Consider the following 21,231-nt stretch of genomic DNA (forward strand, 5'->3'; position numbering starts at 1 on the left):
GCGGCGGATTGTCGCAGCCGGTTCAGCGCTGTGAAACAAATTTCATCCAACAAAAAACCCATCCGAAGATGGGTTTTTTTATCGCTGCACGGGATCAGCGCAGGGTAGTGCTCTGTGGCGTGGTGTCGGCATCACGGCCTTCGGCAACGCCCAGGTCGTCTTCCGGACGGCCGTCGATGATGGCGCGGCCACCGGAAGCCAGCTCGGTCTGCAGGACTTTCTCGTCCAGCTCGCCTACCCACTTGGCAACCACCAGCGTGGCAACCGCGTTACCGACCAGGTTGGTCAGTGCGCGTGCTTCGGACATGAAGCGGTCGATACCCAGGATCAGTGCCAGGCCGGCGACCGGCAGTTGGCCAACGGCCGACAGCGTAGCGGCCAGCACGATGAAGCCCGAACCGGTGACACCGGCAGCGCCCTTGGAGGACAGCAGCAGTACCAGCAGCAGGGTGATCTGGTGAGTCAGGTCCATGGTGGTGTCGGTCGCCTGGGCGATGAACACGGCGGCCATGGTCAGGTAGATCGAGGTGCCGTCCAGGTTGAACGAGTAGCCAGTCGGAATGACCAGGCCTACTACCGACTTCTTCGCACCCAGGCGTTCCATCTTGATCAGCATGCGAGGCAGTGCCGATTCCGAGGAAGAAGTGCCCAGAACGATCAGCAGTTCTTCACGGATGTAACGGATCACCTTGACCACGCTGAAGCCGTGAGCGCGGCAGATGGCGCCCAGCACCAGCAGCACGAACAGTACGCAGGTGACGTAGAAGCAGATCATCAGTTGGCCCAGCTGCACCAGCGAACCTACACCGTAGGCGCCGATGGTGAAGGCCATGGCACCGAACGCACCCAGCGGCGCCAGCTTCATGATCATGTTGATGATGTTGAACATGGCGTGGGCGAAGCGATCGATCAGGTCCAGCAACGGCTTGCCGTAGGCACCCAGGCGATGCAGGGCGAAACCGAAGATCACCGAGAACATCAATACCTGAAGGATATCGCCGTTGGCGAAGGCGCCGACGATGGTGTTCGGGATCACGTTGAGGATGAAGCCGACGATGCTCTGGTCAGCGCCTGCCGAAACGTAGCTGGCGATCTTGCTGGCGTCCAGGGTCGATACGTCGACGTGCATGCCGGCACCGGGCTGGACCACGTTGACCACAACCAGGCCGATGATCAGCGCCAGGGTCGAGACGACTTCGAAGTACAGCAGGGCGTAGCCACCGGTCTTGCCGACCGACTTCATGCTCTGCATGCCGGCGATGCCGCTGACCACGGTGCAGAAGATGATGGGGGCGATGACCATCTTGATCAGCTTGATGAAGCCGTCGCCGAAAGGCTTGAGCTTGACCGCGAACTGAGGGTAGAAGTGGCCGATCAGAATACCGATGATGATCGCGACGATCACCTGGAAATACAGCGATTTGTACAGCGGCTGACGAGTCGTCATTTTGCAAGTTCCTCAAGTGTATCGCCTGGCACCCGTTCCGGAGTGTTCGCGACACCTAAAGCACGAACCCTCCTGTCTGGAGGGATTTGTTGTGGGCGAGTTGCACGGTGGCAAACCTCTGCGGAATGTATTGCAGGTGCCGTGCCATAGTTGCGTACTGATGGCACAACACGGGTGGCTGCGGCCTGGGCAGGCGTATGGTTGTCGTCACATAGCTGTACAAGTGGCGGGAATCCGCCCTGTGCGCCTCCCTGCGCCGAAACCGTGGCGGATATCCGCCCACGAAAAAGGGCCCCGCAGGGCCCTTGTCGTTACCGCAACGCAGCCACTCAGCTGCCTTTTACCGATTTGCCGTCCACCGTGCCGTCCTGCAGCATGATGTTGTACTCCTTGCCGTCGGTCTCGACCTGCTGCAGGCGCACCAGCAGGTAGTCCCAATCCTTGGCGAACCAGAGCACGGTGATGCGCTTGCTTTGGGTGGGATCGCGCACGCGCTCGACCTTGATCGCGTCGACCTGGCCCGCCTTGGTCTCGACCTTCTCGGTACCCAGCACGCGGAAGTCGTAGGTGTCGATCTCGTCGCCATCGACCACCTGGTAGCTCATGCTCTTCTTGCCTGCGGCAACGTCGTGCTGCAGAGCCAGCTGATAGGTGGATTTGTCCAGGACGCCGGTGTTGAGGGGCAGGTTGATCGGGTCGCCACGGTCGGTACCGGTGACCTTCTTGGCCGCCCAGTCGAAGTCGAGGTTGACCTTGCGGGCCTTGCCCAGCCCGCCACGTTCGAAATTGTAGGTCTCGGGCAGCATGGCTTCCTTGTCGACACGCAGGGTGCTGACTTCACTCAGGCTGGCAATCATCATCGAGGCCTTGAATGCCAGCGTCCAATCGCCATTGGCGCCTTTGCTCAGGCTGCGCTCGGCAGTACCGCTCATGGGCAGCTGTTTCCAGTCGGCCGTGTAGCTGGCGGAAAAGGGCTTGAGCTCTGCGGCGTGAAGCGGAAGGGCCAGCAGGGCAACGGCGAAGAGCAGGGCGCGACGCATATAAACTCCTAGAGTCGAATCAAATGGCCACAAGCCGGTAACGGCTGGCCATCGAGCAGTGCGCCCTGTTCGCCCAGGCGCACACGGCCTTCGGCGAACCAGCGCACTGCCAGCGGGTAGATCTGGTGTTCCTGGGCATGCACCCGTTGCGCCAGGGTGTCTGGCGTATCGGTCGACTGTACCGGAATCACTGCCTGTACGACCAGTGGCCCGCCATCGAGTTCCTCGGTGACGAAGTGCACGCTGCAGCCATGCTCCCGGTCCCCGGCCTCGAGCGCGCGACGGTGGGTATGCAGACCCTTGTAACGCGGCAGCAGGGAGGGATGGATGTTGAGCAGACGGCCCTGGTAGTGACGCACGAAAGACGGGCTGAGGATGCGCATGAAGCCGGCGAGGACCACCAGGTGGGGTTGGTACTGGTCGACGAGGTCGATCAGGGCAGCATCGAAGGCTTCGCGGTCGGCGAACCCCTGATGCTCCAGTACGCGTGCCTCGATGCCTGCATCGCGTGCGCGCAGCAGGCCAAGGGCATCGGCCCGGTTGGAAACCACCGCGGCGATGCGGGCGGGGTTGCCTGCCTGCAGGCTGTCGAGCAAGGCCTGCAGGTTGCTGCCGGTGCCCGACAGCAGCACCACGACGTTACAGGTCGAAGGCATCAGTGAGCCTTGAGGTTCTTCAGTTCGACCTGTGCGGCACCTTCAGCGGCCTGGGCGATTTCACCGATGACCCAAGGTTGCTCGCCGGCGGCGCGCAGGGACGCCAGGGTTTTCTCGACATCGGCCTGGGCCACGCAGATGACCATGCCGACGCCGCAGTTCAGCACGCGATGCATCTCGTGCTCATCGACGTTGCCCTGCTGCTGCAGCCAGTCGAACACCGCAGGACGCTGCCAGCTGGCGACGTCGACCACGGCCTGGGCACCCTTGGGCAGGACCCGCGGGATATTGTCGAGCAGCCCGCCGCCGGTGATGTGGGCCATGGCCTTGACGGCTCCGGTGTCCTTGATCAGTTGCAGCAGGGGTTTGACGTAGATGCGCGTGGGTGCCATCAGCAGGTCGGTCAACGGCTTGCCGTCGAGCTCGACGGTCTCGATGTCGGCACCGGCGACTTCGATGATCTTGCGCACCAGCGAATAACCGTTGGAGTGAGGGCCCGAAGACGGCAGGGCGATCAACGCGTCGCCGTTGGCGACCTTGCTGCCGTCGATGATCTCGGCCTTCTCGACCACACCCACGCAGAAGCCGGCCAGGTCGTAGTCTTCGCCTTCATACATGCCCGGCATCTCGGCCGTCTCGCCGCCTACCAGAGAGCAACCGGCCAGTTCGCAGCCGGCGCCGATGCCGGTGACCACGGTGGCGGCGGTGTCGACGTTGAGCTTGCCGGTGGCGTAGTAGTCGAGGAAGAACAGCGGCTCGGCGCCACACACCACCAGGTCGTTGACGCACATGGCAACCAGGTCGATGCCGATGCTTTCATGGCGATTGAGGTTCAGTGCCAGGCGCAGCTTGGTGCCCACACCGTCGGTGCCCGACACCAGCACGGGCTGCTTGTAGCCGGCCGGGATTTCGCACAAGGCACCAAAACCGCCCAGGCCGCCCATGACCTCGGGGCGCGCGGTACGCTTGGCGACGCCTTTGATGCGTTCGACCAATGCTTCACCGGCGTCGATGTCTACACCGGCGTCCTTGTAGCTCACGGAGGGTTTATTGCTCATGATCCAGGCCTTTAAAGGAGGGAGTCGGGGGAGTCGACCGTCGTCGATCCACGAAGGCGCGCGATTTTATCAGGCTTGTCCGAACGTCACCAGCGCGGTTCGACGGTTGTGCCATTGCCGGCTTGCGCCCGCCCGCAGCCAAGGCGCGCGCGGGCATGCTACATTGGGCGCCGAGCTTGACCACTGAGCTTTTTGCCGATTGTACGGTCACAGCCTCAATCCGCTATTACCGTCGGGAAACGTCCATGCGTCTGCGCCACTACCTGCTAGCCACCTGCATCACCCTGTCGAGCGTGCCGCTGCACGCCGAAACCATCAGCAACCTGTATCAGGTGCGTGAGCCCGTGGCCAGCCAGACGCCGGAAGAGCGTACCCAGGCCACCCAGCGTGCGCTGGAAACCCTGGTGCTGCGCCTGACCGGCGACGCCAAGGCGTTTGCCAGCCCAGGCCTGGCCAGCGTGCGCAAGGATCCACAGCAGATCATCAGCCAGTACGGCTACGATGCAGGCCCGCCCGAGTCGCTGCAGGTCGATTTCGACATGGCCAGCACCGACACCGCCTTGCGCTCGGCGGGTCTGCCGACCTGGGGCAGCAATCGGCCTTCGATCCTGGGCTGGTGGTTGAGCGACAGCGTCGAGGGCAGCAGCCTGGTCGGTGACGGCCAATCCGCCGCCGCGCCGCTGCGCCGCGCCGCACAGCATCGCGGTCTGCCATTGCGCCTGCCCCTGGCCGACCTCGGCGAGCAGGGCGTGGGTACTGCACAGAACCTCGAAGCCAGCGACCCGGCGGCGCTGCGTGGCGCGTCCGAGCGCTACGGTGCCGATGGCCTGCTGGCTGTGCATGCGCGCGAGGAGGAAGGCAAATGGTCGGGCACCTGGCGCCTGTGGCTGGGCAACCAGCGCGAACAGGGCAAGGCCGAGGGCGCCGACCAGGCGGCCCTTGCCGATGCCGTGCTGCTGGCCGTCAGTCAGCGCTTGGCCACGCGTTTCGTGGCCAAGCCCGGCGCCAGCAGCGAAATGACCCTGGCGGTCGAAGGCATGAACCTGGAGCGTTACGCGCAGATGGGTCGCCTGCTCGAATCCTACGGTGCGCGCCTGCGCACGGTGGACGGCGACAAGGTCGTCTACCGCGTGACGGGCAGTGCCGAGCAGTTGCGCGCGCAACTGGGCCTGGCCAAGCTGCAGGAGGTGCCGTACCAGGCGCCCGCGGTACCGGTCGATGCCCAGGCGGCTCCCGGCATGCCGGCGGCAGCGCCCCAGCCCGCGCCGGACCTGAGCTTTCGCTGGTAAGCCAGCGACGCCAGTGCGGCGCCGCACTGGCGTCGCACCCAATTCCCGTTTTGTCTCTTCTATATATAGCTGGGCTGTCCGATGACTGATATGCGCCGTTGGTTCTGGCTGGGAGCAGTGCTGCTGCTCTGCGTGTTCTTCTACCTGCTGCATCCGATTCTCTCGCCTTTTCTGGTCGGTATCCTGCTGGCTTATCTCGCGGATCCGCTGGTCGATCGACTGGAGAAATGGAAGCTGTCGCGCACCTGGGGCGTGGTGGTGGTGTTCGCCCTGTTCACGCTGCTGTTGGTGCTGGCGCTGCTGGTGCTCATCCCCATGCTCGCCAAGCAGTTGGTCAGCCTGTACCAGATGGCCCCGCAGATGCTCGACTGGTTGCAGCATTCGGCGCTGCCATGGGTGCAGACCCGGCTGGGCCTGGCCGAAGGATTCTGGAAATTCGACCAGATCAAGGCCGCCATCAGCAGCCATATGGGACAGACCACCGATGTGGTCGGGGTGATCCTGTCCCAGGCCACGGCGTCCGGTCTCGCGTTCATGGCCTGGCTGGCCAATTTCGTGCTGATCCCCGTAGTCGCCTTCTACCTGTTGCGCGACTGGGACCTGATGATGGCGAAGATCCGCGGTCTGCTGCCACGGCAACGGGAAGGGCAGATCGTGCGCCTCGCGGGTGAGTGCCACGAGGTGCTGGGCGCGTTCGTGCGTGGCCAGCTGCTGGTGATGCTGGCCCTGGGTGTCATCTACGCCACCGGATTGATGCTGGTGGGCCTGCAGTTGGGCCTGTTGATCGGCGTCGTGGCCGGGCTTGCGGCCATCGTGCCGTACATGGGCTTCGTCATCGGCATCGGTTCGGCGATCATCGCCGGCCTGTTCCAGTTCGGCCTGGACCCGTTCCACATGATCGCCATCGTCGCCGTATTCATGATCGGCCAGGCGCTGGAGGGCATGGTGCTCACGCCTTTGCTGGTGGGCGATCGCATAGGTCTGCACCCGGTGGCGGTGATCTTCGCCATTCTCGCCGGCGGCGAGCTGTTCGGTTTCACCGGCGTGCTGCTGGCGCTGCCGGTGGCTGCAGTGATCATGGTCCTGGTGCGGCACATGCACGACCTGTACAAGGACTCGAACATCTACGCCGGCTCCGAGGATCCAGACCTGTGAGCGCGGCGGGCCCTGCGTGCTCGCTGCAGCCAAACTGTAAACCTTTGATTTTCCAAGCAGTGTTGCGCATTGTGCGGCTGCCCGGGCAGGTATAGACTTTGCACACTTCACATTGAGGCCCGTTGCAGCTCGATCCCAGGGCTGTTCAGCCAGCATGAAACCGATTCAGCTGCCCCTAGGTGTGCGTCTGCGGGATGACGCGACCTTCATCAATTACTATCCAGGCGCCAATGCCGCGGCACTCGGCTACGTCGAGCGCCTGTGCGAAGCCGACGCCGGTTGGACCGAAAGCCTCATCTACCTGTGGGGCAAGCACGGGGTAGGGCGCACTCATCTGCTGCACGCAGCCTGCCTGCGTTTCGAGCAACTGGGCGAACCGGCGGTGTACCTGCCGCTGGCCGAACTGCTCGATCGTGGCGTCGGCATCCTCGATGATCTGGCCCAGTACGAGCTGGTATGCCTGGATGACCTGCATGTGGTGGCCGGCAAGCCGGAGTGGGAAGAAGCCCTGTTCCACCTGTTCAACCGCCTTCGCGACAGTGGCCGCCGGCTGCTGATCGCCGCTTCCCACTCGCCCCGCGAACTGCCGGTGAAGCTTGCCGACCTGAAGTCGCGCCTGACCCTCGCCCTGATCTTCCAGATGCGCCCGCTGTCCGACGAGGACAAACTGCGCGCCCTGCAACTGCGTGCATCGCGTCGCGGCCTGCACCTGACCGACGAGGTCGGCCATTTCATTCTCACCCGTGGCACGCGCAGCATGAGTGCACTGTTCGAGCTGCTCGAGCGCCTCGATCAGGCCTCGCTGCAGGCGCAGCGCAAGCTGACCATCCCTTTCCTCAAGGAAACGCTGGGGTGGTAGAAAAGGCAGGTCGATTCAGCCGCTCTATGACCTGTTTCACCGGTGTTCCAATCGGTTCTAAGTCCGCCTCTGCAGCATTCTTATCTGTATAGACGTCCAGTCATGATGGTGGCATTTTGCGATTATCTTTCGGCCAATGAATTCGGGGATTCGGCGTCATTATCGTGCAACGGGGTGCGAGCGGGGCTGCAAAATGGGGCGTTAGATGTCACCGTAATTCTCCTGAGTCACATTTCGTTCGATTGAATTTGCAAATAATCGCGATACAGGTATAGTCGCTTCTCTTTCACTATTCCTCGTCACGGTCGTGCCCATGCTCAATCGCTTAGCACCCCTCGTGCCCATCGCACTGTTGACCCTTCTGGTCGGTTGCGCGGCGCAAGCGCCGGTCTCCCAGCAGCAGGTTCTGGACCCGGTCACCGCCGTCCAGCCGCATCAATCCCCTTCGAAAGCCTCGCTGCTGTTCGAAGAAGAAATCGCCACCGAAGACCAGCTGGCCCAGTTCGACGGCAGCAAGGGCTACAGCTTGCCGATCCTGGCCGACAGCATCCTTGAGCGTGGCAAATCCCTGATCGGTACCCGCTACCGTTTCGGCGGCACCGACAAGGCTTCCGGTTTCGATTGCAGTGGTTTCATCGGCTATCTGTTTCGCGAAGAGGCGGGTATGAACCTGCCGCGCTCGACTCGCGAGATGATCAACGTCAAGGCCCCACTGGTTGCCCGCAACAAGCTCAAGCCCGGTGACCTGCTGTTCTTCAGCACCAACGGCCGTGGTCGTGTCAGCCATGCCGGCATCTACCTGGGCGATGACCAGTTCATCCACTCCAGCAGCCGCCGCAGCGGTGGCGTTCGCGTAGACAGCCTGGGCGACAGCTACTGGAGCAAGACTTTCATCGAGGCCAAGCGGGCCCTGGCCATGGCGCCCACCACGATGATCTCCAGCAAATAACGGATGCAGCGCAACAAAGCGGCGGTGAGGTGAAAACCTCAGCGCCGTTTGTGTTTTCGGGTAATGAATCTAGTCTATTACGGCAGTCGGCTCAGGATGGTTCGGTACATGTCTACCCAGGCACGCGTTTTCGCTTCAATCGCATTGGCCGCCGTGCTTACCGGCTGCGCCAGTGCGCCTCCGGCCAAGGTAGTCAGGCCCAAGGTCATCAACCCGATCGTCATGAACCCCAACAACGACATGGTCGGCGCCGCCGACGACGTCTTGTTCCGGGCCTTGGGATTGGTGGGCACGCCGTACCGCTGGGGAGGCAATACGCCCGACTCCGGGTTCGACTGCAGCGGCCTGATCAGCTTCGTTTATCGCGATGCCGCCGGCATTGCCCTGCCGCGCTCGACGCGGGAAATGATCGTGATGCGCTCGCCGGATGTCGACCAGTCGCACCTGCAGTCCGGTGATCTGGTGTTCTTTGCCACCAGCGGTAGCTCGCAAGTCAGTCACGCCGGTATCTACGTAGGGGAGGGGCGTTTCGTGCATGCCCCGTCGAGCGGCGGCACGGTCAAGCTCGATTACCTGAACAAGCCCTATTGGCAAAAAGCCTATCTCAACGCCAAGCGGGTACTGCAACCCGGCCAGCTGGCGCGCAATCCGTGACCCGAACGGGGCGAGTGATCTCGCCCCGGCTTGGCTCGATCACTTGGCGGCAGTGACTCGCCAGATCTTGTTGCCCACATCGTCGGCAACCAGCACACCGCCCTTGTGGTCGGGCAGTACCGCAACCGGGCGACCCATGGCTTTCTCGTCGCCATTGAGGAAACCACTGAGCAGGTCGATGGGCTGGCCGCTCGGCTTGCCGTCCACGAACGGCACGAACACTACCTTGTAGCCGCTGTGCGGCTTGCGATTCCACGATCCATGCTGGCCGATCAGTGCGCCCGTGGTGAAGGGGGCAGGCAATCCGCTGCCGTCGGCGAAACTCAAGCCCAGCGATGCCGTATGCGGCCCGACTGCATAGTCCGGCGCGATGGCCTTGGCCACCAGTTCGGGATTCTGCGGCTCGACGCGTACGTCTACATGCTGCCCGTAATAGCTATAGGGCCAGCCGTAGAAACCGCCATCCTTGACCGAGGTGATGTAATCCGGCACCAGGTCGCTGCCGATCTCGTCGCGCTCGTTGACCGCCGTCCACAACTTGCCGGTCTTGGGTTCCCAGGCCATGCCGTTGGGGTTGCGCAGGCCGGAGGCGAAAATCCGGTGCTGGCCCGTGGCAGCATCCACTTCCCAGATTGCTGCGCGGCCTTGTTCCTGATCCATGCCGTTCTCGCCCACGTTGCTGTTGGAGCCAACGGTGACGTACAGCTTCTTGCCATCTGGGCTGGCGATGACGTTCTTGGTCCAGTGGTGGTTGAGCGTGCCGCCCGGCAGGTCCACGACTTTCTCGCCCGCGCCGCTGATCGAGGTGGCGCCATCGGTGTATTTGAAGCGCAGCAGCTTGTCGGTGTCCGCCACATAGAAATCGTTGCCGACCAGGGTCATGCCGAACGGCGAATTGAGGTTGGCGATGAAGACGGTACGGGTCTCGGCCACGCCATCACCGTCCTTGTCGCGCAGCAGCGAAATCCGGTTGGCGCTGGGCACGCCGGCGCCCGCCCGGCTCATCACCTTCTCCATGACGAAGCCGCGAATGCCCTTGCTGTCGTCGGGCTTGGCCGGCGAGTTGGTTTCCGCCACCAGCACGTCACCGTTGGGCAGCACGTAGAGCCAGCGCGGGTGGTCCAGGTCTGCGGCGAAAGCGGCCACCTGGGTGCCGGGCGCCGCCGTTGGCTTGCTACCTTCGGGCCAGCCCACCGCCGGCGCGATGTTGACGGTAGGGATCAGGGTCTTGTTGGGCTCGGGCAGCTTGGGCGAGGGGCCCGTCCCGTCGCTGACCTGCAATGACGATGTTTCGCCACAGGCGGCAAGGCCGGCAGCCAGCAGGATCAATGTAGCGAGGCGGGTCTTGTGCATGGTCGGGCTCTCTGAGGTTTTGTTCACAGAAGGTAGAGGCACTGGCGGTTGGCAAGGTTCAACCGCGTTGCCGGTCAGCGGCAGCAGGGGATCAGGTGCTGCGGATCAATTGACGCTCCTGGCTCAACCCTCTAACCTGCGCGGCTGTTCCAGGTGCTCGGCGATCGGACGATCCAGACGAGTGAAACAGGGAAGCCGGTGCGCAGCGTTCGACGCGCCATCCCGGCGCTGCCCCCGCAACGGTAGACGAGTCAAGGCTGCACACGATGCCACTGAAGTGATTCGGGAAGGCGTGTGGCCTGGGTGTGTACAGCCCCGCTCGTGAGCCCGGAGACCGGCCTGGTCCACCTTTACTGCACGCTGCAGGGCCGGCGCTCATTCTCGGGCGTCGTTGCGCCGGGCCGTGCCCTGACCCATGTACTGTCGCGCGGGGAGAGCGGCATTGACGTTCACTGTTCGGCCAGCCGGCCGCGGTGTCGCGTCGATGCTGCCTGCGTGCAGGTGTAGCGGAGAGCCACCATGAACGAAACGACCGAACGCGACGCCCGTCACCTGGCGCGCATGCTGCGCAAGAAAGCCGTGATGGACGAACGCATCGCCAATTCTCCCAACGAATGTGGCTTGCTGCTGGTGCTCAGCGGTAACGGCAAGGGCAAGAGCAGTTCGGCGTTCGGCATGCTCGCGCGAGCCATGGGCCACGGCCTGCAGTGCGGCGTGGTGCAGTTCATCAAAGGGCGCAACAGCACCGGCGAGGAACTGTTCTTCCGGCGCTTTCCCGAGCAGGTGCGCTACCACGTGATGGGTGAAGGGTTCACCTGGGAAACTCAGGATCGGCAGCGAGACACCGCGGCGGCCGAGGCTGCCTGGGACGTCTCCAGGCAGCTGATGAGCGATCCGGCCATTGGCCTGGTGGTGCTCGACGAACTCAACATTGCCCTCAAGCATGGATATCTCGACCTGGACACCGTGCTGCATGATCTGCAGGCACGTCCGCCCATGCAGCATGTGATCGTCACCGGTCGCGGGGCCAAGCCCGAGCTGATCGAACTGGCCGACACAGTCACCGAAATGGGCGTGGTCAAGCATGCGTTCCAGGCCGGCATCCGCGCCCAGAAGGGCATCGAACTATGACCGAGCCGCGCCAGTGTCCGGCGGTGCTGATCGCCGCCCCGGCCTCCGGGCAGGGCAAGACTACCGTGACCGCCGCCCTGGCGCGCCTGCATCGCAATCAGGGGCGGCGGGTGCGGGTGTTCAAGTGCGGCCCGGACTTTCTCGATCCGATGATCCTCGCTCGCGCCAGCGGCGCGCCTGTCTATCAGTTGGACATGTGGATGGTCGGCGAGCAGGACAGCCGGCGGCTGTTATGGGAAGCCGCGCAGGAAGCCGACATCATCCTCATCGAAGGCGTCATGGGCCTGTTCGACGGCACGCCGTCCAGCGCTGATCTGGCGCGTCATTTCGGCGTTCCGGTGCTGGCCGTGATCGATGGCACCGCCATGGCGCAGACGTTCGGCGCTCTTGCCCTGGGCCTGGCCTGTTACCAACCCGATCTGCCGTTCGCCGGCGTCCTGGCCAACCGGGTCGGCACGGTGCGTCACGCGCAACTGCTCGAAGGCAGCCTGACCCAGGGTCTGCGCTGGTACGGCGCGTTGTCCCGGGAAACCGGGATCGAACTGCCGAGCCGCCATCTGGGGCTGGTCCAGGCCAGCGAGCTCAACGACCTGGATACCCGCCTGGATGCCGCGGCCGCCGCGCTGGCCCAGACCTGCCAGGTGGCCTTGCCGCCTGCGGTCACCTTCGCCGCCCCGGTCGAACGCTCGGTGGTGCGCCTGCTCGATGGCGTGCGCCTTGGTGTGGCCCGCGATGCCGCGTTCGCTTTCGTCTACGACGCCAGTCTGGATGTGTTGCGCGACATGGGCGCCGAGCTGGTGTTCTTCTCACCGTTGCACGACCTGCGGCTACCGCCATGCGACAGCCTGTACCTACCCGGTGGCTACCCCGAGCTGCACCATTTGGCGCTCGCCGCCAACGTTTCGATGCTCGACGATATCCGCGCTCACCATGCCGCGGGCAAGCCGCTGCTGGCCGAATGCGGCGGCATGCTCTACTTGCTCGACGCACTGACCGATGTCGAAGGGGCCCGCGCGCAACTGCTGGGTCTGCTGCCCGGCGAAGCAGTCATGCAGAAGCGCCTGGCGGCCCTGGCCTTGCAGGCGGTCGAGCTGCCGGAGGGGGTATTGCGCGGGCACACCTATCACCACTCGCTGACCAGTACCGAACTGCAGCCGATTGCTCGCGGCGTCAGCCCCAATGGCGGTCGCGGCGCCGAGGCGGTTTACCGCCAGGGTCGGATGACGGCCTCTTACGTGCATTTCTATTTCCCGTCCAATCCCACGGCGGTGGCCGCACTGTTCGCGCCCGATGATCGCGCGCCTGCAGCCGGGCATCGGGCGGCGTCATGAGCGAGCCCTACAGCGACAGCGAGCGCGCCGCCATCTACCGAGTGATCGCCGAACGCCGCGACATGCGTCACTTCGCCGGCGGCAGCGTCCCCCCGGAGCTGCTTGCGCGGTTGCTGGCGGCCGCCCACCAGGGGCCCAGCGTCGGCCTGATGCAGCCCTGGCGATTCATTCGCATCAGCGACGCGGGTGTGCGCGGTCGCATCCAGGCGTTGGTCGAGCAAGAACGACTGCGCACCGCACACGCCATGGGCGAGCGTTCGGACCAGTTCATGCAGCTCAAGGTCGAAGGGATCGCGGACTGCGCCGAGGTGCTGGTGGCGGCGCTGATGGACGATCGCGAGCGCCATGTGTTCGGCCGCCGGACCTTGCCGGAAATGGACCTGGCCTCGGTGTCCTGCGCCATCCAGAACCTGTGGCTGGCGGCGCGCGCCGAGGGTTTGGGCATGGGTTGGGTGTCGCTGTTCGATCCCCATGCACTGGCCGAGGTACTGGGCATGCCCGCTGGAGCCAAGCCGGTGGCGGTACTGTGCCTGGGGCCGGTCGAAGGCTTCTACGATGCGCCGATGCTGGAACTTCAAGGCTGGGCTGCCCCCCAGCCGCTCGAACACATGCTGTACGAAAACCAATGGGGAAAATCGTTGTGAGCATTGCGTTGATGACGGCGGCCGGGGTGGCGCTCGATGCCCTGTTGGGCGAGCCGCGCAGGCACCATCCGCTGGTTGCCTTCGGCCGTCTGGCCAACCGGATCGAAGCACGTTTCAACCGTGCCGGACGTGGCTGGCGCAGCCACGGTGTCACCGCCTGGTTCCTGGCCGTGTTGCCCCTGACCCTGTTGGCGACATTGCTGTCCTGGCTGCCGCTGGTCGGCTGGCTGGTGGAGATTGGCGCGCTGTACCTGGCGCTGGGCATGCGCAGCCTGGGGGAGCACGTGATGCCCGTGGCCCAGGCCCTGCGCAGCGACGATCTGGCCAGCGCTCGTCAGCGTGTCGGCTATCTGGTGAGCCGGCAGACCGATGAGCTGGACGCCGAAGCAGTGGCCCGGGCCGGCACCGAATCGGTGCTGGAAAACGGCAGTGATGCGGTGTTCGCGGCGATCTTCTGGTTCGTCGTGGCCGGCGCGCCCGGGGTTGTCCTGTATCGCTTGAGCAACACGCTGGACGCCATGTGGGGCTACCGCAACGAACGCTTCGAGCGTTTCGGTTGGGCGGCGGCGCGGATCGACGACGTGCTCAACTACATCCCGGCGCGCCTGGTTGCGCTCACCTATGCCGTGCTGGGCAAGACCCGCCTGGCCTTGCGCTGCTGGCGCCGGCAGGCACCGCAGTGGGACAGCCCCAACGCCGGCCCGGTGATGGCGGCAGGGGCCGGCGCATTGGGCGTGCAGCTGGGCGGTCCGGCTATCTATCACGGCGAGCTGCATGAGCGGGCCGTGCTGGGCGAGGGTGCGCCGGCCGATGCCGACAGCATCGAGCGCGGCTGGAACCTGGTCCAGCGCGGCGTGTGGCTGTGGCTGTTGGTGCTGTGTCTGGGAGGCTTGCTCGATGCTTGAACACGGAGGGCGCTTGCGCCAGGCGGTGCTCGAATACGGTATCGCCGAAGACGACTGGGTCGACCTGTCCACCGGTATTGCGCCATGGGCTTTCCCCCTGCCCGAGATCACAGCGCGCGCCTGGGCGCGGCTGCCGGAAAACGAAGACGGCCTGGAAGACGCCGCGCGCAGCTACTACGGCTTCGCGCACGTGCTGCCGGTGCCGGGCTCGCAAGCGGCCATTCAGACACTGCCACGCCTTCGTCGCAGTGGTCGGGTAGGGGTGCTGTCGCCGTGCTACGCCGAACATGCCGAGGGCTGGCGACAAGCGGGGCATGTGGTACGCGAAATCAGCGAAGACGAGGTCGAGCACTTCATCGACAGTCTCGACGTGCTGGTCGTCGTTAACCCGAACAACCCCACTGGCCGGCTGTTGTCCGCCGACTGCCTGCTGGCCTGGAATGCGCGTCTGAACAGCCGGGGCGGCTGGCTGGTGGTCGATGAAGCGTTCATGGACAACACCCCGCGTGCCGGTCTGGCTCGCTACGGCGTACAACCTGGGTTGATCGTGCTGCGCTCGTTCGGCAAGTTCTTCGGGCTGGCGGGTGTACGTCTGGGCTTCGTCCTCGGCGAGCCGCGCCTGCTGCGCTTGCTGGCCGACCTGATCGGCCCTTGGGCAGTGAGCGGACCGACACGCCAGCTGGGGCAGGCCTGCCTGCTCGACCAGCCGTCGCAGCAGGCGCAGATCGCCCGCTGCGCCGCCGCCAGCGAGCGCCTTGCCCAATGCTTGCGGCGCCACGACCTGGCGCCACAGGGCGGCTGCGCACTGTTCCAGTCGGTGGCGTACGAAGGGGCCGAGCGCCTGCAGGATTTCCTCGCCCGTCGCGGCATCCTCGTCCGGCTGTTCAAGCAGGACAGCCGCCTGCGCTTCGGCCTGCCTGCCCGCGAGGGCGACTGGGCACAACTCGAATCCGCCCTGGGCGAGTATCGCAAGGAGCATGCATGAGCACATTGATGGTTCAGGGCACCACGTCCGATGCCGGGAAAAGCACGCTGGTCACCGCGCTGTGCCGCTGGCTGACCCGTCAGGGCGTGGCGGTGGTGCCGTTCAAACCGCAGAACATGGCGCTCAACAGTGCGGTGACTGCCGACGGCGGCGAGATCGGTCGCGCCCAGGCGGTGCAGGCCCAGGCCGCGTACCTGCAGCCGCACACCGACATGAACCCGGTGTTGCTCAAGCCCAACAGCGACACCGGTGCCCAGGTGATCATCCATGGGCGCGCCGTGACCAGCATGAACGCCGTCGCGTATCACGACTACAAGGCCATCGCCATGCAGGCGGTACTGGCTTCGCACCAACGGCTGAGCGCAAGCTACCCGGTGGTGGTGGTCGAAGGCGCCGGGTCGCCAGCGGAGATCAACCTGCGCGCCGGCGACATCGCCAACATGGGCTTCGCCGAGGCGGTGGACTGCCCGGTGCTGCTGATCGCCGACATCAACCGCGGCGGTGTATTCGCCCATCTGGTTGGTACCCTGGAACTGCTTTCGCCGACTGAACAGGCGCGGGTTCAGGGCTTCATCATCAATCGCTTTCGCGGCGACATCGCCTTGCTCCAGCCAGGCCTGGATTGGCTGGAGGCCCGTACCGGCAAGCCGGTGATCGGTGTGCTGCCGTATGTCATGGACCTGCACCTGGAGGCCGAAGACGGCCTGGATCGGCGTCAGTCAAGCAAGGCCGACAAGGTGCTCAAGGTGATCGTGCCGGTCTTGCCGCGCATCAGCAACCACACCGATTTCGACCCGCTGCGCCTGCACCCGCAGGTCGACCTGCAGTTCATCGGCGTGGGCGATGACATCCCCCCGGCCGACCTGATCATCCTGCCCGGCTCGAAGAGCGTGCGTGCCGACCTGGCCCACCTGCGTGCCCAGGGCTGGGAACAAGCGATCTCCCGCCATTTGCGTTATGGCGGCAAAGTGCTGGGCATCTGCGGCGGGCTGCAGATGCTCGGCACGCGCATCGACGACCCGCTGGGCCTCGAAGGCGCAGCCGGTTCCAGTACGGGGCTGGGCCTGCTGGAGTTCACCACCGAACTGCAGGCGCAAAAGCAGCTGCGCAACGTGACCGGCCAGTTGACCCTTGAACAGGCCGCCGTCAGCGGCTACGAGATCCATGCCGGGGTGACCACCGGGGCGGCGCTGGATCATCCGGCGGTGCAATTGAGCGACGGTCGCCGCGATGGCGCGATCAGCGCCGACGGGCAGATTCTGGGCACCTACCTGCACGGCTTGTTCGAAGCGCCGCAGTCATCGGTGGCATTGCTGCGCTGGGCGGGGCTGGCCGACGTGCAGTCGGTGGATTACCACGCGTTGCGCGAGGCCGACATCGAGCGCCTGGCCGACCTGGTCGAGCAGCACCTGGACACCGCGCGCCTGCGCGAGCTGTGCGGCTTGCCTGGGGGAGGTGCCTGACATGCTGCAACTGATCCTCGGCGGTGCCCGCTCCGGCAAGAGCCGCCTGGCCGAACGGCTGGCCACCGACAGCCAGCTGCACGTCGTATACATTGCTACCAGTCAGCCGGTGGATGGCGAGCTTGACCAGCGGGTGGCCTTGCACCGCGAGCGCCGTCCCGATCATTGGGGGCTGGTGGAAGAGCCACTTGCTTTGGCCGACGTGCTGCGTGCTCAAGCGCGCAGCGATCGCTGCCTGTTGGTTGACTGCCTGACCCTGTGGCTGACCAATCTGCTCATGCTCGACGAGCCCGAGCGCTTGAAGGCAGAGCGTCAAGCTCTGCTGGAAACACTGCCTGGCCTGCCGGGACACATCCTATTCGTCAGCAACGAAACCGGCCTGGGCGTCGTGCCGCTGGGTGAACTGACCCGCCGCTACGTCGACGAGGCGGGCCTGCTGCACCAGGCCCTGGCCGAACGCTGCGAGCGAGTGGTGTTCACCGTGGCCGGCCTTCCCATGGTATTGAAAGGACCTGCGTTATGAACTCAGCCTGGTGGCTGCACACTGCCCGTGCCGCCGATGCCCGCATTCATCGCGAGGCGCTGGAGCGTCAGCAGCAGTTGACCAAGCCGGCCGGCTCGCTCGGCGCGCTGGAACAGGTGGCCGTGCAACTGGCCGCATTGCAAGGGCGGCTCAAGCCCTCGGTCGAGCAGGTCTGGGTCTCGGTGTTCGCTGCCGACCACGGCATCGTCGCCGAGGGCGTCTCGCCCTATCCGCAGGAAGTCACTGCGCAAATGGTGCACAACTTCGTCGACGGCGGTGCGGCCATCAGCGTATTGGCCCGCCGCCTGCAGGCACGCCTGGAAGTGGTGGACCTCGGTACCGCGACGCCGCTGGGCGATCTGCCTGGCGTACAGCATGTGCGGATCGCTGCCGGTACGCGCAATTTCATCGACGCGCCGGCGATGGGTGTCGAGCAGGGCACGCAGGCACTGCAGGCCGGTCGCGACAGCGTGCTGCGGGCGAAAGCCAGCGGCACCGAGCTGTTCATCGGCGGTGAGATGGGCATCGGCAACACCACGTCTGCCACCGCGCTGGCCTGCGCCTCGCTGGCGTGCGCCGTGGTCGATCTGGCCGGGCCGGGCACCGGTCTGGACGCCGCTGGCGTGACCCACAAGGTGCAGGTCATCGAGCGCGCCTTGAAGGCCCATGCCGGGCTGCCCGACGAACCACTGCAGCGCCTGTTCTGCTACGGTGGCTTCGAGGTTGCCGCGCTGGTCGGCGCCTACCTGGCCTGTGCCCAGGAGGGCATCGTGGCACTGGTGGATGGTTTCATCTGCAGTGTCGCGGCGCTGTTGGCGGTGCAGTTGAACCCGTCCATCCGGCCTTGGCTGCTGTTCGCTCACAACGGCGCCGAACCCGGCCATCGCCATGTCCTGGCAGCCCTCGAGGCGCAACCGTTGCTGCAACTGGGCTTGCGCCTGGGCGAAGGCAGCGGCGCCGCCTTGGCCGTGCCGCTGTTGCGCCTGGCGTGCGACCTCCACGGGCAAATGGCGACCTTCGCCGAAGCGGCCGTCGCGGACCGTCCGGCATGACCCTGCACCTGGATCTGCTGCGCCATGGCGAAACCGAGATCGGCGGGTTTCGCGGCAGCCTCGATGACGCCCTGACCGAGCGCGGTTGGGCCCAACTGCACGCGGCGGTTGCCGACCGTTCCGGTTGGGACCGCATCGTCAGCTCACCGCTGCAGCGATGCGCACGCTTCGCCGAGGTGCTGGCCGAACAGCGCGGTCTGCCGCTGAGCTTCGAAGTCGGTCTTCAGGAGCTGCATTTCGGCGCCTGGGAAGGCCTGAGTGCGGCGCAATTGATGCAGACCGACGAAGCCGGCCTGGGTCTGTTCTGGAACGACCCCTACGCCTTCACGCCACCCGACGGCGAGCCCATGCTGGATTTTTCCGCGCGCATCCATGCCGCGTTGCGCAGGTTGCACCTGCAATATCCGGGCGAGCGGTTGCTGCTGGTGGTGCACGGCGGGGTCATGCGCCTGTTGCTGGCCGAAGCACGCGCCCTGCCACGCGAACAGCTGCTCCAAGTCGAGGTCGGACACGCTGCCTTGTTCAGTGTGGTGATGGCAGCCGACGGCAGCCTGAGCGAGCCGTCCTGAGCATGCTGCCGTTCTGGATCGCCTTGCAGTTTCTCAGCAGCTTGCCGGTGCGCCTGCCCGGTATGCCCAGTCCAGAGGCTTCCGGGCGCTCGCTGTTGTTCTATCCTGCCGTGGGGCTGCTGTTCGGCGTGCTCTTGTGGACCGCCAGTGCGCTGCTCGCCGGAACGCCAGTGCTTCTGCACGCCGCCCTGTTGCTGACATTGTGGGTGGTGCTCAGCGGTGGCCTGCACCTGGACGGTCTGGCGGACAGTGCCGATGCCTGGCTGGGCGGATTCGGCGACCGCGAACGCACCTTGCTGATCATGAAGGACCCACGCAGCGGTCCCATGGCCGTGGTGACGCTGATGTTGGTGCTGCTGCTCAAGTTCTGTGCGCTGCTGGCCTTGCTCGAGCAGGGCCAGCAGGCCGCGCTGATGCTGGCCCCGATACTGGCGCGCGCTGCCATGCTCGGCTTGTTCATGACCACGCCCTACGTGCGCGCAGGCGGGCTGGGCCAGGCCCTGGCCGACCACCTGCCGCGTCGTGCCGGCGCCTGGTTGCTGGCAGGCGTGGCACTGGTCAGCCTGGCGTTCTGCGGGGTTTGGATCAGCCTGCTGGTGCTGGCTGGCTTCGTGGCGCTGCGACGCCAGATGATCAAGCGTTTGGGCGGCACCACCGGTGACACCGCCGGCGCCATGCTCGAGTTGCTCGAACTGTTGCTGCTGCTGGGCGCTGCGCTGTAGAACCTGCCTGGCAGATGGTTGCATGCGGCGCTGCCTGTCGGCGATGAACAGGCATACAATCGAGCGGCCTGTCCCCTCATGCCTGGAGCACACAATAATGACATCGGTATGGCGTACCAGCGGCTGGGTCCTACTCGGCGCAGCCCTGATCCTTGCCCTGTCCCTGGGCATTCGCCACGGCTTCGGTCTGTTCCTGGCGCCCATGAGCGCGGAGTTCGGCTGGGGCAGGGGCGTATTCGCGCTGGCCATCGCGCTGCAGAACCTGATCTGGGGCCTGGCCCAACCCTTTGCCGGCGCCCTGGCGGATCGCTTCGGCGCCGGGCGGGTGGTTGCGGTGGGTGGTGTGCTCTACGCGGTCGGCCTTGGCTGCATGGGGCTGGCCAACTCCGAGTTGAGCCTGAGCCTCAGCGCTGGCCTGCTGATCGGCCTGGGGCTCTCCGGTACGTCGTTCTCGGTGATTCTGGGCGTGGTCGGGCGAGCCCTGCCCGCTGAACACCGCAGCATGGGCATGGGGATCGCCAGCGCTGCCGGCTCGTTCGGGCAATTCGCGATGCTGCCCGGCACGCTCGGCCTTATCAGTTGGCTGGGCTGGTCGACGGCCTTGCTGGTGATGGGCGTACTGGTGGCGTTCATCGTCCCCCTGGTACGCATGCTCAAGGACCGGCCACTGCCAGCCCAGGCCCACGATCAGAGCCTTGGCCAGGCGCTGCGTGAGGCGTGCGGCCATTCAGGGTTCTGGCTGCTGGCGCTGGGCTTCTTCGTGTGTGGTTTCCAGGTGGTATTCATCGGTGTGCACCTGCCGTCCTACCTCGTCGACCAGCACCTCCCGGCAAGCGTCGGCACCACGGTTCTGGCGCTGATCGGGCTGTTCAACATCTTCGGCACCTACATCGCCGGCTGGCTGGGTGGGCGCATGTCCAAGCCGCGACTGCTGACCGCCTTGTACCTGATGCGCGCCGTCGTGATCGTGCTGTTCCTGTGGTTCCCGGTCACTACCGTCAGCGCCTGCCTGTTCGGCATGGCGATGGGGCTGCTCTGGTTATCCACCGTTCCCTTGACCAACGGTACCGTCGCAACGCTGTTTGGCGTGCGCAACCTGTCGATGCTCGGTGGCATCGTGTTTCTCTTCCACCAGCTGGGCGCGTTTCTGGGAGGCTGGCTGGGCGGCCTGGTGTACGACCAGACCGGCAGCTATGACCTGGTCTGGCAGCTGTCGATTGCGTTGAGCCTGCTCGCCGGTGCGCTCAACTGGCCGGTGCGCGAACGCCCCGTTGCCCGGCTGCAGGCGCAGGGAGCGAGCGCATGAGCAGACTCCGCAGCGTGCAACTCGCCATGGCATGCGCACTGGCGGCGCTGCTGGGGCTGGCGTGGTGGGGCTGGCAGCAGGGCGGACTGGCCCTGCTGCAAATGAACATGAGCCTGTGCTGACGTCACACATGAAAAAGC

22 protein-coding genes and 1 riboswitch are annotated in these 21,231 nt (G+C 65.2%); of the genes, 17 read left to right on the forward strand and 5 right to left on the reverse strand.

Annotated features, from left to right (window positions below; translation table 11 throughout):
* Nucleotides 1–94: 94 nt before the first annotated feature.
* The 4 genes from IFT75_RS07640 to purM all read right to left on the reverse strand — a co-directional run bounded on the left by IFT75_RS07640 (nt 95) and on the right by purM (nt 4,201).
* A complete protein-coding gene (locus IFT75_RS07640; protein ID WP_192054094.1) occupies nt 95–1,447 on the reverse strand; it encodes a dicarboxylate/amino acid:cation symporter in 1,353 nt (450 codons plus the stop codon).
* A gap of 329 nt (nt 1,448–1,776) precedes the next feature.
* A complete protein-coding gene (locus IFT75_RS07645; RefSeq protein WP_122478924.1) occupies nt 1,777–2,487 on the reverse strand; it encodes a DUF3108 domain-containing protein in 711 nt (236 codons plus the stop codon).
* Nucleotides 2,488–2,495: 8 nt separating this feature from the next.
* On the reverse strand, nt 2,496–3,143 hold the full coding sequence (purN, locus tag IFT75_RS07650) for a phosphoribosylglycinamide formyltransferase (protein WP_192054096.1): 648 nt from the start codon (nt 3,141–3,143) through the stop codon (nt 2,496–2,498).
* Entirely contained in the window at nt 3,143–4,201 is a 1,059-nt protein-coding gene (gene purM / locus IFT75_RS07655; RefSeq protein WP_122478920.1) for a phosphoribosylformylglycinamidine cyclo-ligase, read from the reverse strand. Before purM ends, purN begins: the two co-directional genes overlap by 1 nt.
* 245 nt (nt 4,202–4,446) lie before the next feature.
* On the opposite strand from purM, the gene IFT75_RS07660 reads away from it, so the two are divergent.
* The 5 genes from IFT75_RS07660 (at nt 4,447) to IFT75_RS07680 (ending at nt 9,107) form a co-directional block, all read left to right on the forward strand.
* Nucleotides 4,447–5,490: a DUF2066 domain-containing protein gene (locus IFT75_RS07660; protein ID WP_192054098.1), complete on the forward strand. Its 1,044-nt coding sequence runs from the start codon at nt 4,447–4,449 to the stop codon at nt 5,488–5,490.
* An 81-nt stretch (nt 5,491–5,571) separates the two neighbouring features.
* Entirely contained in the window at nt 5,572–6,645 is a 1,074-nt protein-coding gene (locus IFT75_RS07665) for an AI-2E family transporter (RefSeq protein WP_122478916.1), read from the forward strand.
* Nucleotides 6,646–6,799: 154 nt separating this feature from the next.
* Nucleotides 6,800–7,504 (forward strand): DnaA regulatory inactivator Hda, encoded by a 705-nt coding sequence (gene hda / locus IFT75_RS07670; protein ID WP_122478914.1) that lies wholly within the window; start codon nt 6,800–6,802, stop codon nt 7,502–7,504.
* 313 nt (nt 7,505–7,817) lie between these two features.
* Nucleotides 7,818–8,453, forward strand: a complete 636-nt coding sequence (locus IFT75_RS07675) for a C40 family peptidase (RefSeq protein ID WP_192054100.1) — start codon at nt 7,818–7,820, stop codon at nt 8,451–8,453.
* 108 nt (nt 8,454–8,561) lie between these two features.
* The gene (locus tag IFT75_RS07680) at nt 8,562–9,107 is read left to right on the forward strand and encodes a C40 family peptidase (RefSeq protein WP_192054102.1); all 546 of its coding nucleotides are present in this window, start codon (nt 8,562–8,564) and stop codon (nt 9,105–9,107) included.
* A 39-nt stretch (nt 9,108–9,146) separates the two neighbouring features.
* On the opposite strand, the gene IFT75_RS07685 is transcribed toward IFT75_RS07680, so the two are convergent.
* A complete protein-coding gene (locus IFT75_RS07685; RefSeq protein WP_192054104.1) occupies nt 9,147–10,460 on the reverse strand; it encodes a PQQ-dependent sugar dehydrogenase in 1,314 nt (437 codons plus the stop codon).
* A gap of 134 nt (nt 10,461–10,594) precedes the next feature.
* Nucleotides 10,595–10,817, forward strand: a riboswitch (cobalamin riboswitch).
* Between the two features lie 162 nt (nt 10,818–10,979).
* On the opposite strand from IFT75_RS07685, the gene cobO reads away from it, so the two are divergent.
* The 12 genes from cobO to IFT75_RS21495 all read left to right on the forward strand — a co-directional run bounded on the left by cobO (nt 10,980) and on the right by IFT75_RS21495 (nt 21,213).
* Nucleotides 10,980–11,591, forward strand: coding sequence for a cob(I)yrinic acid a,c-diamide adenosyltransferase (gene cobO / locus IFT75_RS07690; RefSeq protein ID WP_192054106.1), 612 nt, complete (start codon nt 10,980–10,982; stop codon nt 11,589–11,591).
* The gene (locus IFT75_RS07695) at nt 11,588–12,922 is read left to right on the forward strand and encodes a cobyrinate a,c-diamide synthase (protein WP_192054108.1); all 1,335 of its coding nucleotides are present in this window, start codon (nt 11,588–11,590) and stop codon (nt 12,920–12,922) included. Before cobO ends, IFT75_RS07695 begins: the two co-directional genes overlap by 4 nt.
* On the forward strand, nt 12,919–13,566 hold the full coding sequence (gene bluB, locus IFT75_RS07700) for a 5,6-dimethylbenzimidazole synthase (protein WP_185793746.1): 648 nt from the start codon (nt 12,919–12,921) through the stop codon (nt 13,564–13,566). Before IFT75_RS07695 ends, bluB begins: the two co-directional genes overlap by 4 nt.
* Nucleotides 13,563–14,471: an adenosylcobinamide-phosphate synthase CbiB gene (gene cbiB / locus IFT75_RS07705; RefSeq protein ID WP_446731058.1), complete on the forward strand. Its 909-nt coding sequence runs from the start codon at nt 13,563–13,565 to the stop codon at nt 14,469–14,471. The genes bluB and cbiB overlap by 4 nt, the downstream gene beginning before the upstream one ends.
* The gene (gene cobD / locus IFT75_RS07710; protein ID WP_185793744.1) at nt 14,464–15,456 is read left to right on the forward strand and encodes a threonine-phosphate decarboxylase CobD; all 993 of its coding nucleotides are present in this window, start codon (nt 14,464–14,466) and stop codon (nt 15,454–15,456) included. Before cbiB ends, cobD begins: the two co-directional genes overlap by 8 nt.
* The gene (locus IFT75_RS07715; RefSeq protein ID WP_192054112.1) at nt 15,453–16,919 is read left to right on the forward strand and encodes a cobyric acid synthase; all 1,467 of its coding nucleotides are present in this window, start codon (nt 15,453–15,455) and stop codon (nt 16,917–16,919) included. Before cobD ends, IFT75_RS07715 begins: the two co-directional genes overlap by 4 nt.
* Nucleotide 16,920: 1 nt before the next feature.
* Complete coding sequence (cobU, locus tag IFT75_RS07720; protein ID WP_185793742.1) at nt 16,921–17,442, forward strand: bifunctional adenosylcobinamide kinase/adenosylcobinamide-phosphate guanylyltransferase; 522 nt, start codon at nt 16,921–16,923, stop codon at nt 17,440–17,442.
* Nucleotides 17,439–18,494 carry a nicotinate-nucleotide--dimethylbenzimidazole phosphoribosyltransferase gene (cobT, locus tag IFT75_RS07725; RefSeq protein WP_192054114.1) on the forward strand — a complete coding sequence of 352 codons (1,056 nt, stop codon included), beginning with the start codon at nt 17,439–17,441 and terminating at the stop codon, nt 18,492–18,494. Before cobU ends, cobT begins: the two co-directional genes overlap by 4 nt.
* The gene (gene cobC / locus IFT75_RS07730; RefSeq protein WP_192054116.1) at nt 18,491–19,063 is read left to right on the forward strand and encodes an alpha-ribazole phosphatase family protein; all 573 of its coding nucleotides are present in this window, start codon (nt 18,491–18,493) and stop codon (nt 19,061–19,063) included. The genes cobT and cobC overlap by 4 nt, the downstream gene beginning before the upstream one ends.
* A 2-nt stretch (nt 19,064–19,065) precedes the next feature.
* The gene (locus IFT75_RS07735; protein WP_192054118.1) at nt 19,066–19,785 is read left to right on the forward strand and encodes an adenosylcobinamide-GDP ribazoletransferase; all 720 of its coding nucleotides are present in this window, start codon (nt 19,066–19,068) and stop codon (nt 19,783–19,785) included.
* Nucleotides 19,786–19,882: 97 nt separating this feature from the next.
* Nucleotides 19,883–21,091, forward strand: coding sequence for an MFS transporter (locus IFT75_RS07740; protein ID WP_185793738.1), 1,209 nt, complete (start codon nt 19,883–19,885; stop codon nt 21,089–21,091).
* Complete coding sequence (locus IFT75_RS21495) at nt 21,088–21,213, forward strand: hypothetical protein (RefSeq protein ID WP_264382555.1); 126 nt, start codon at nt 21,088–21,090, stop codon at nt 21,211–21,213. The genes IFT75_RS07740 and IFT75_RS21495 overlap by 4 nt, the downstream gene beginning before the upstream one ends.
* The last annotated feature ends 18 nt before the right edge of the window (nt 21,214–21,231 follow it).

The organism is Pseudomonas sp. CFBP 8758 (genome assembly GCF_014841725.1).
Classification (GTDB): Bacteria; Pseudomonadota; Gammaproteobacteria; order Pseudomonadales; family Pseudomonadaceae; genus Aquipseudomonas; species Aquipseudomonas baltica.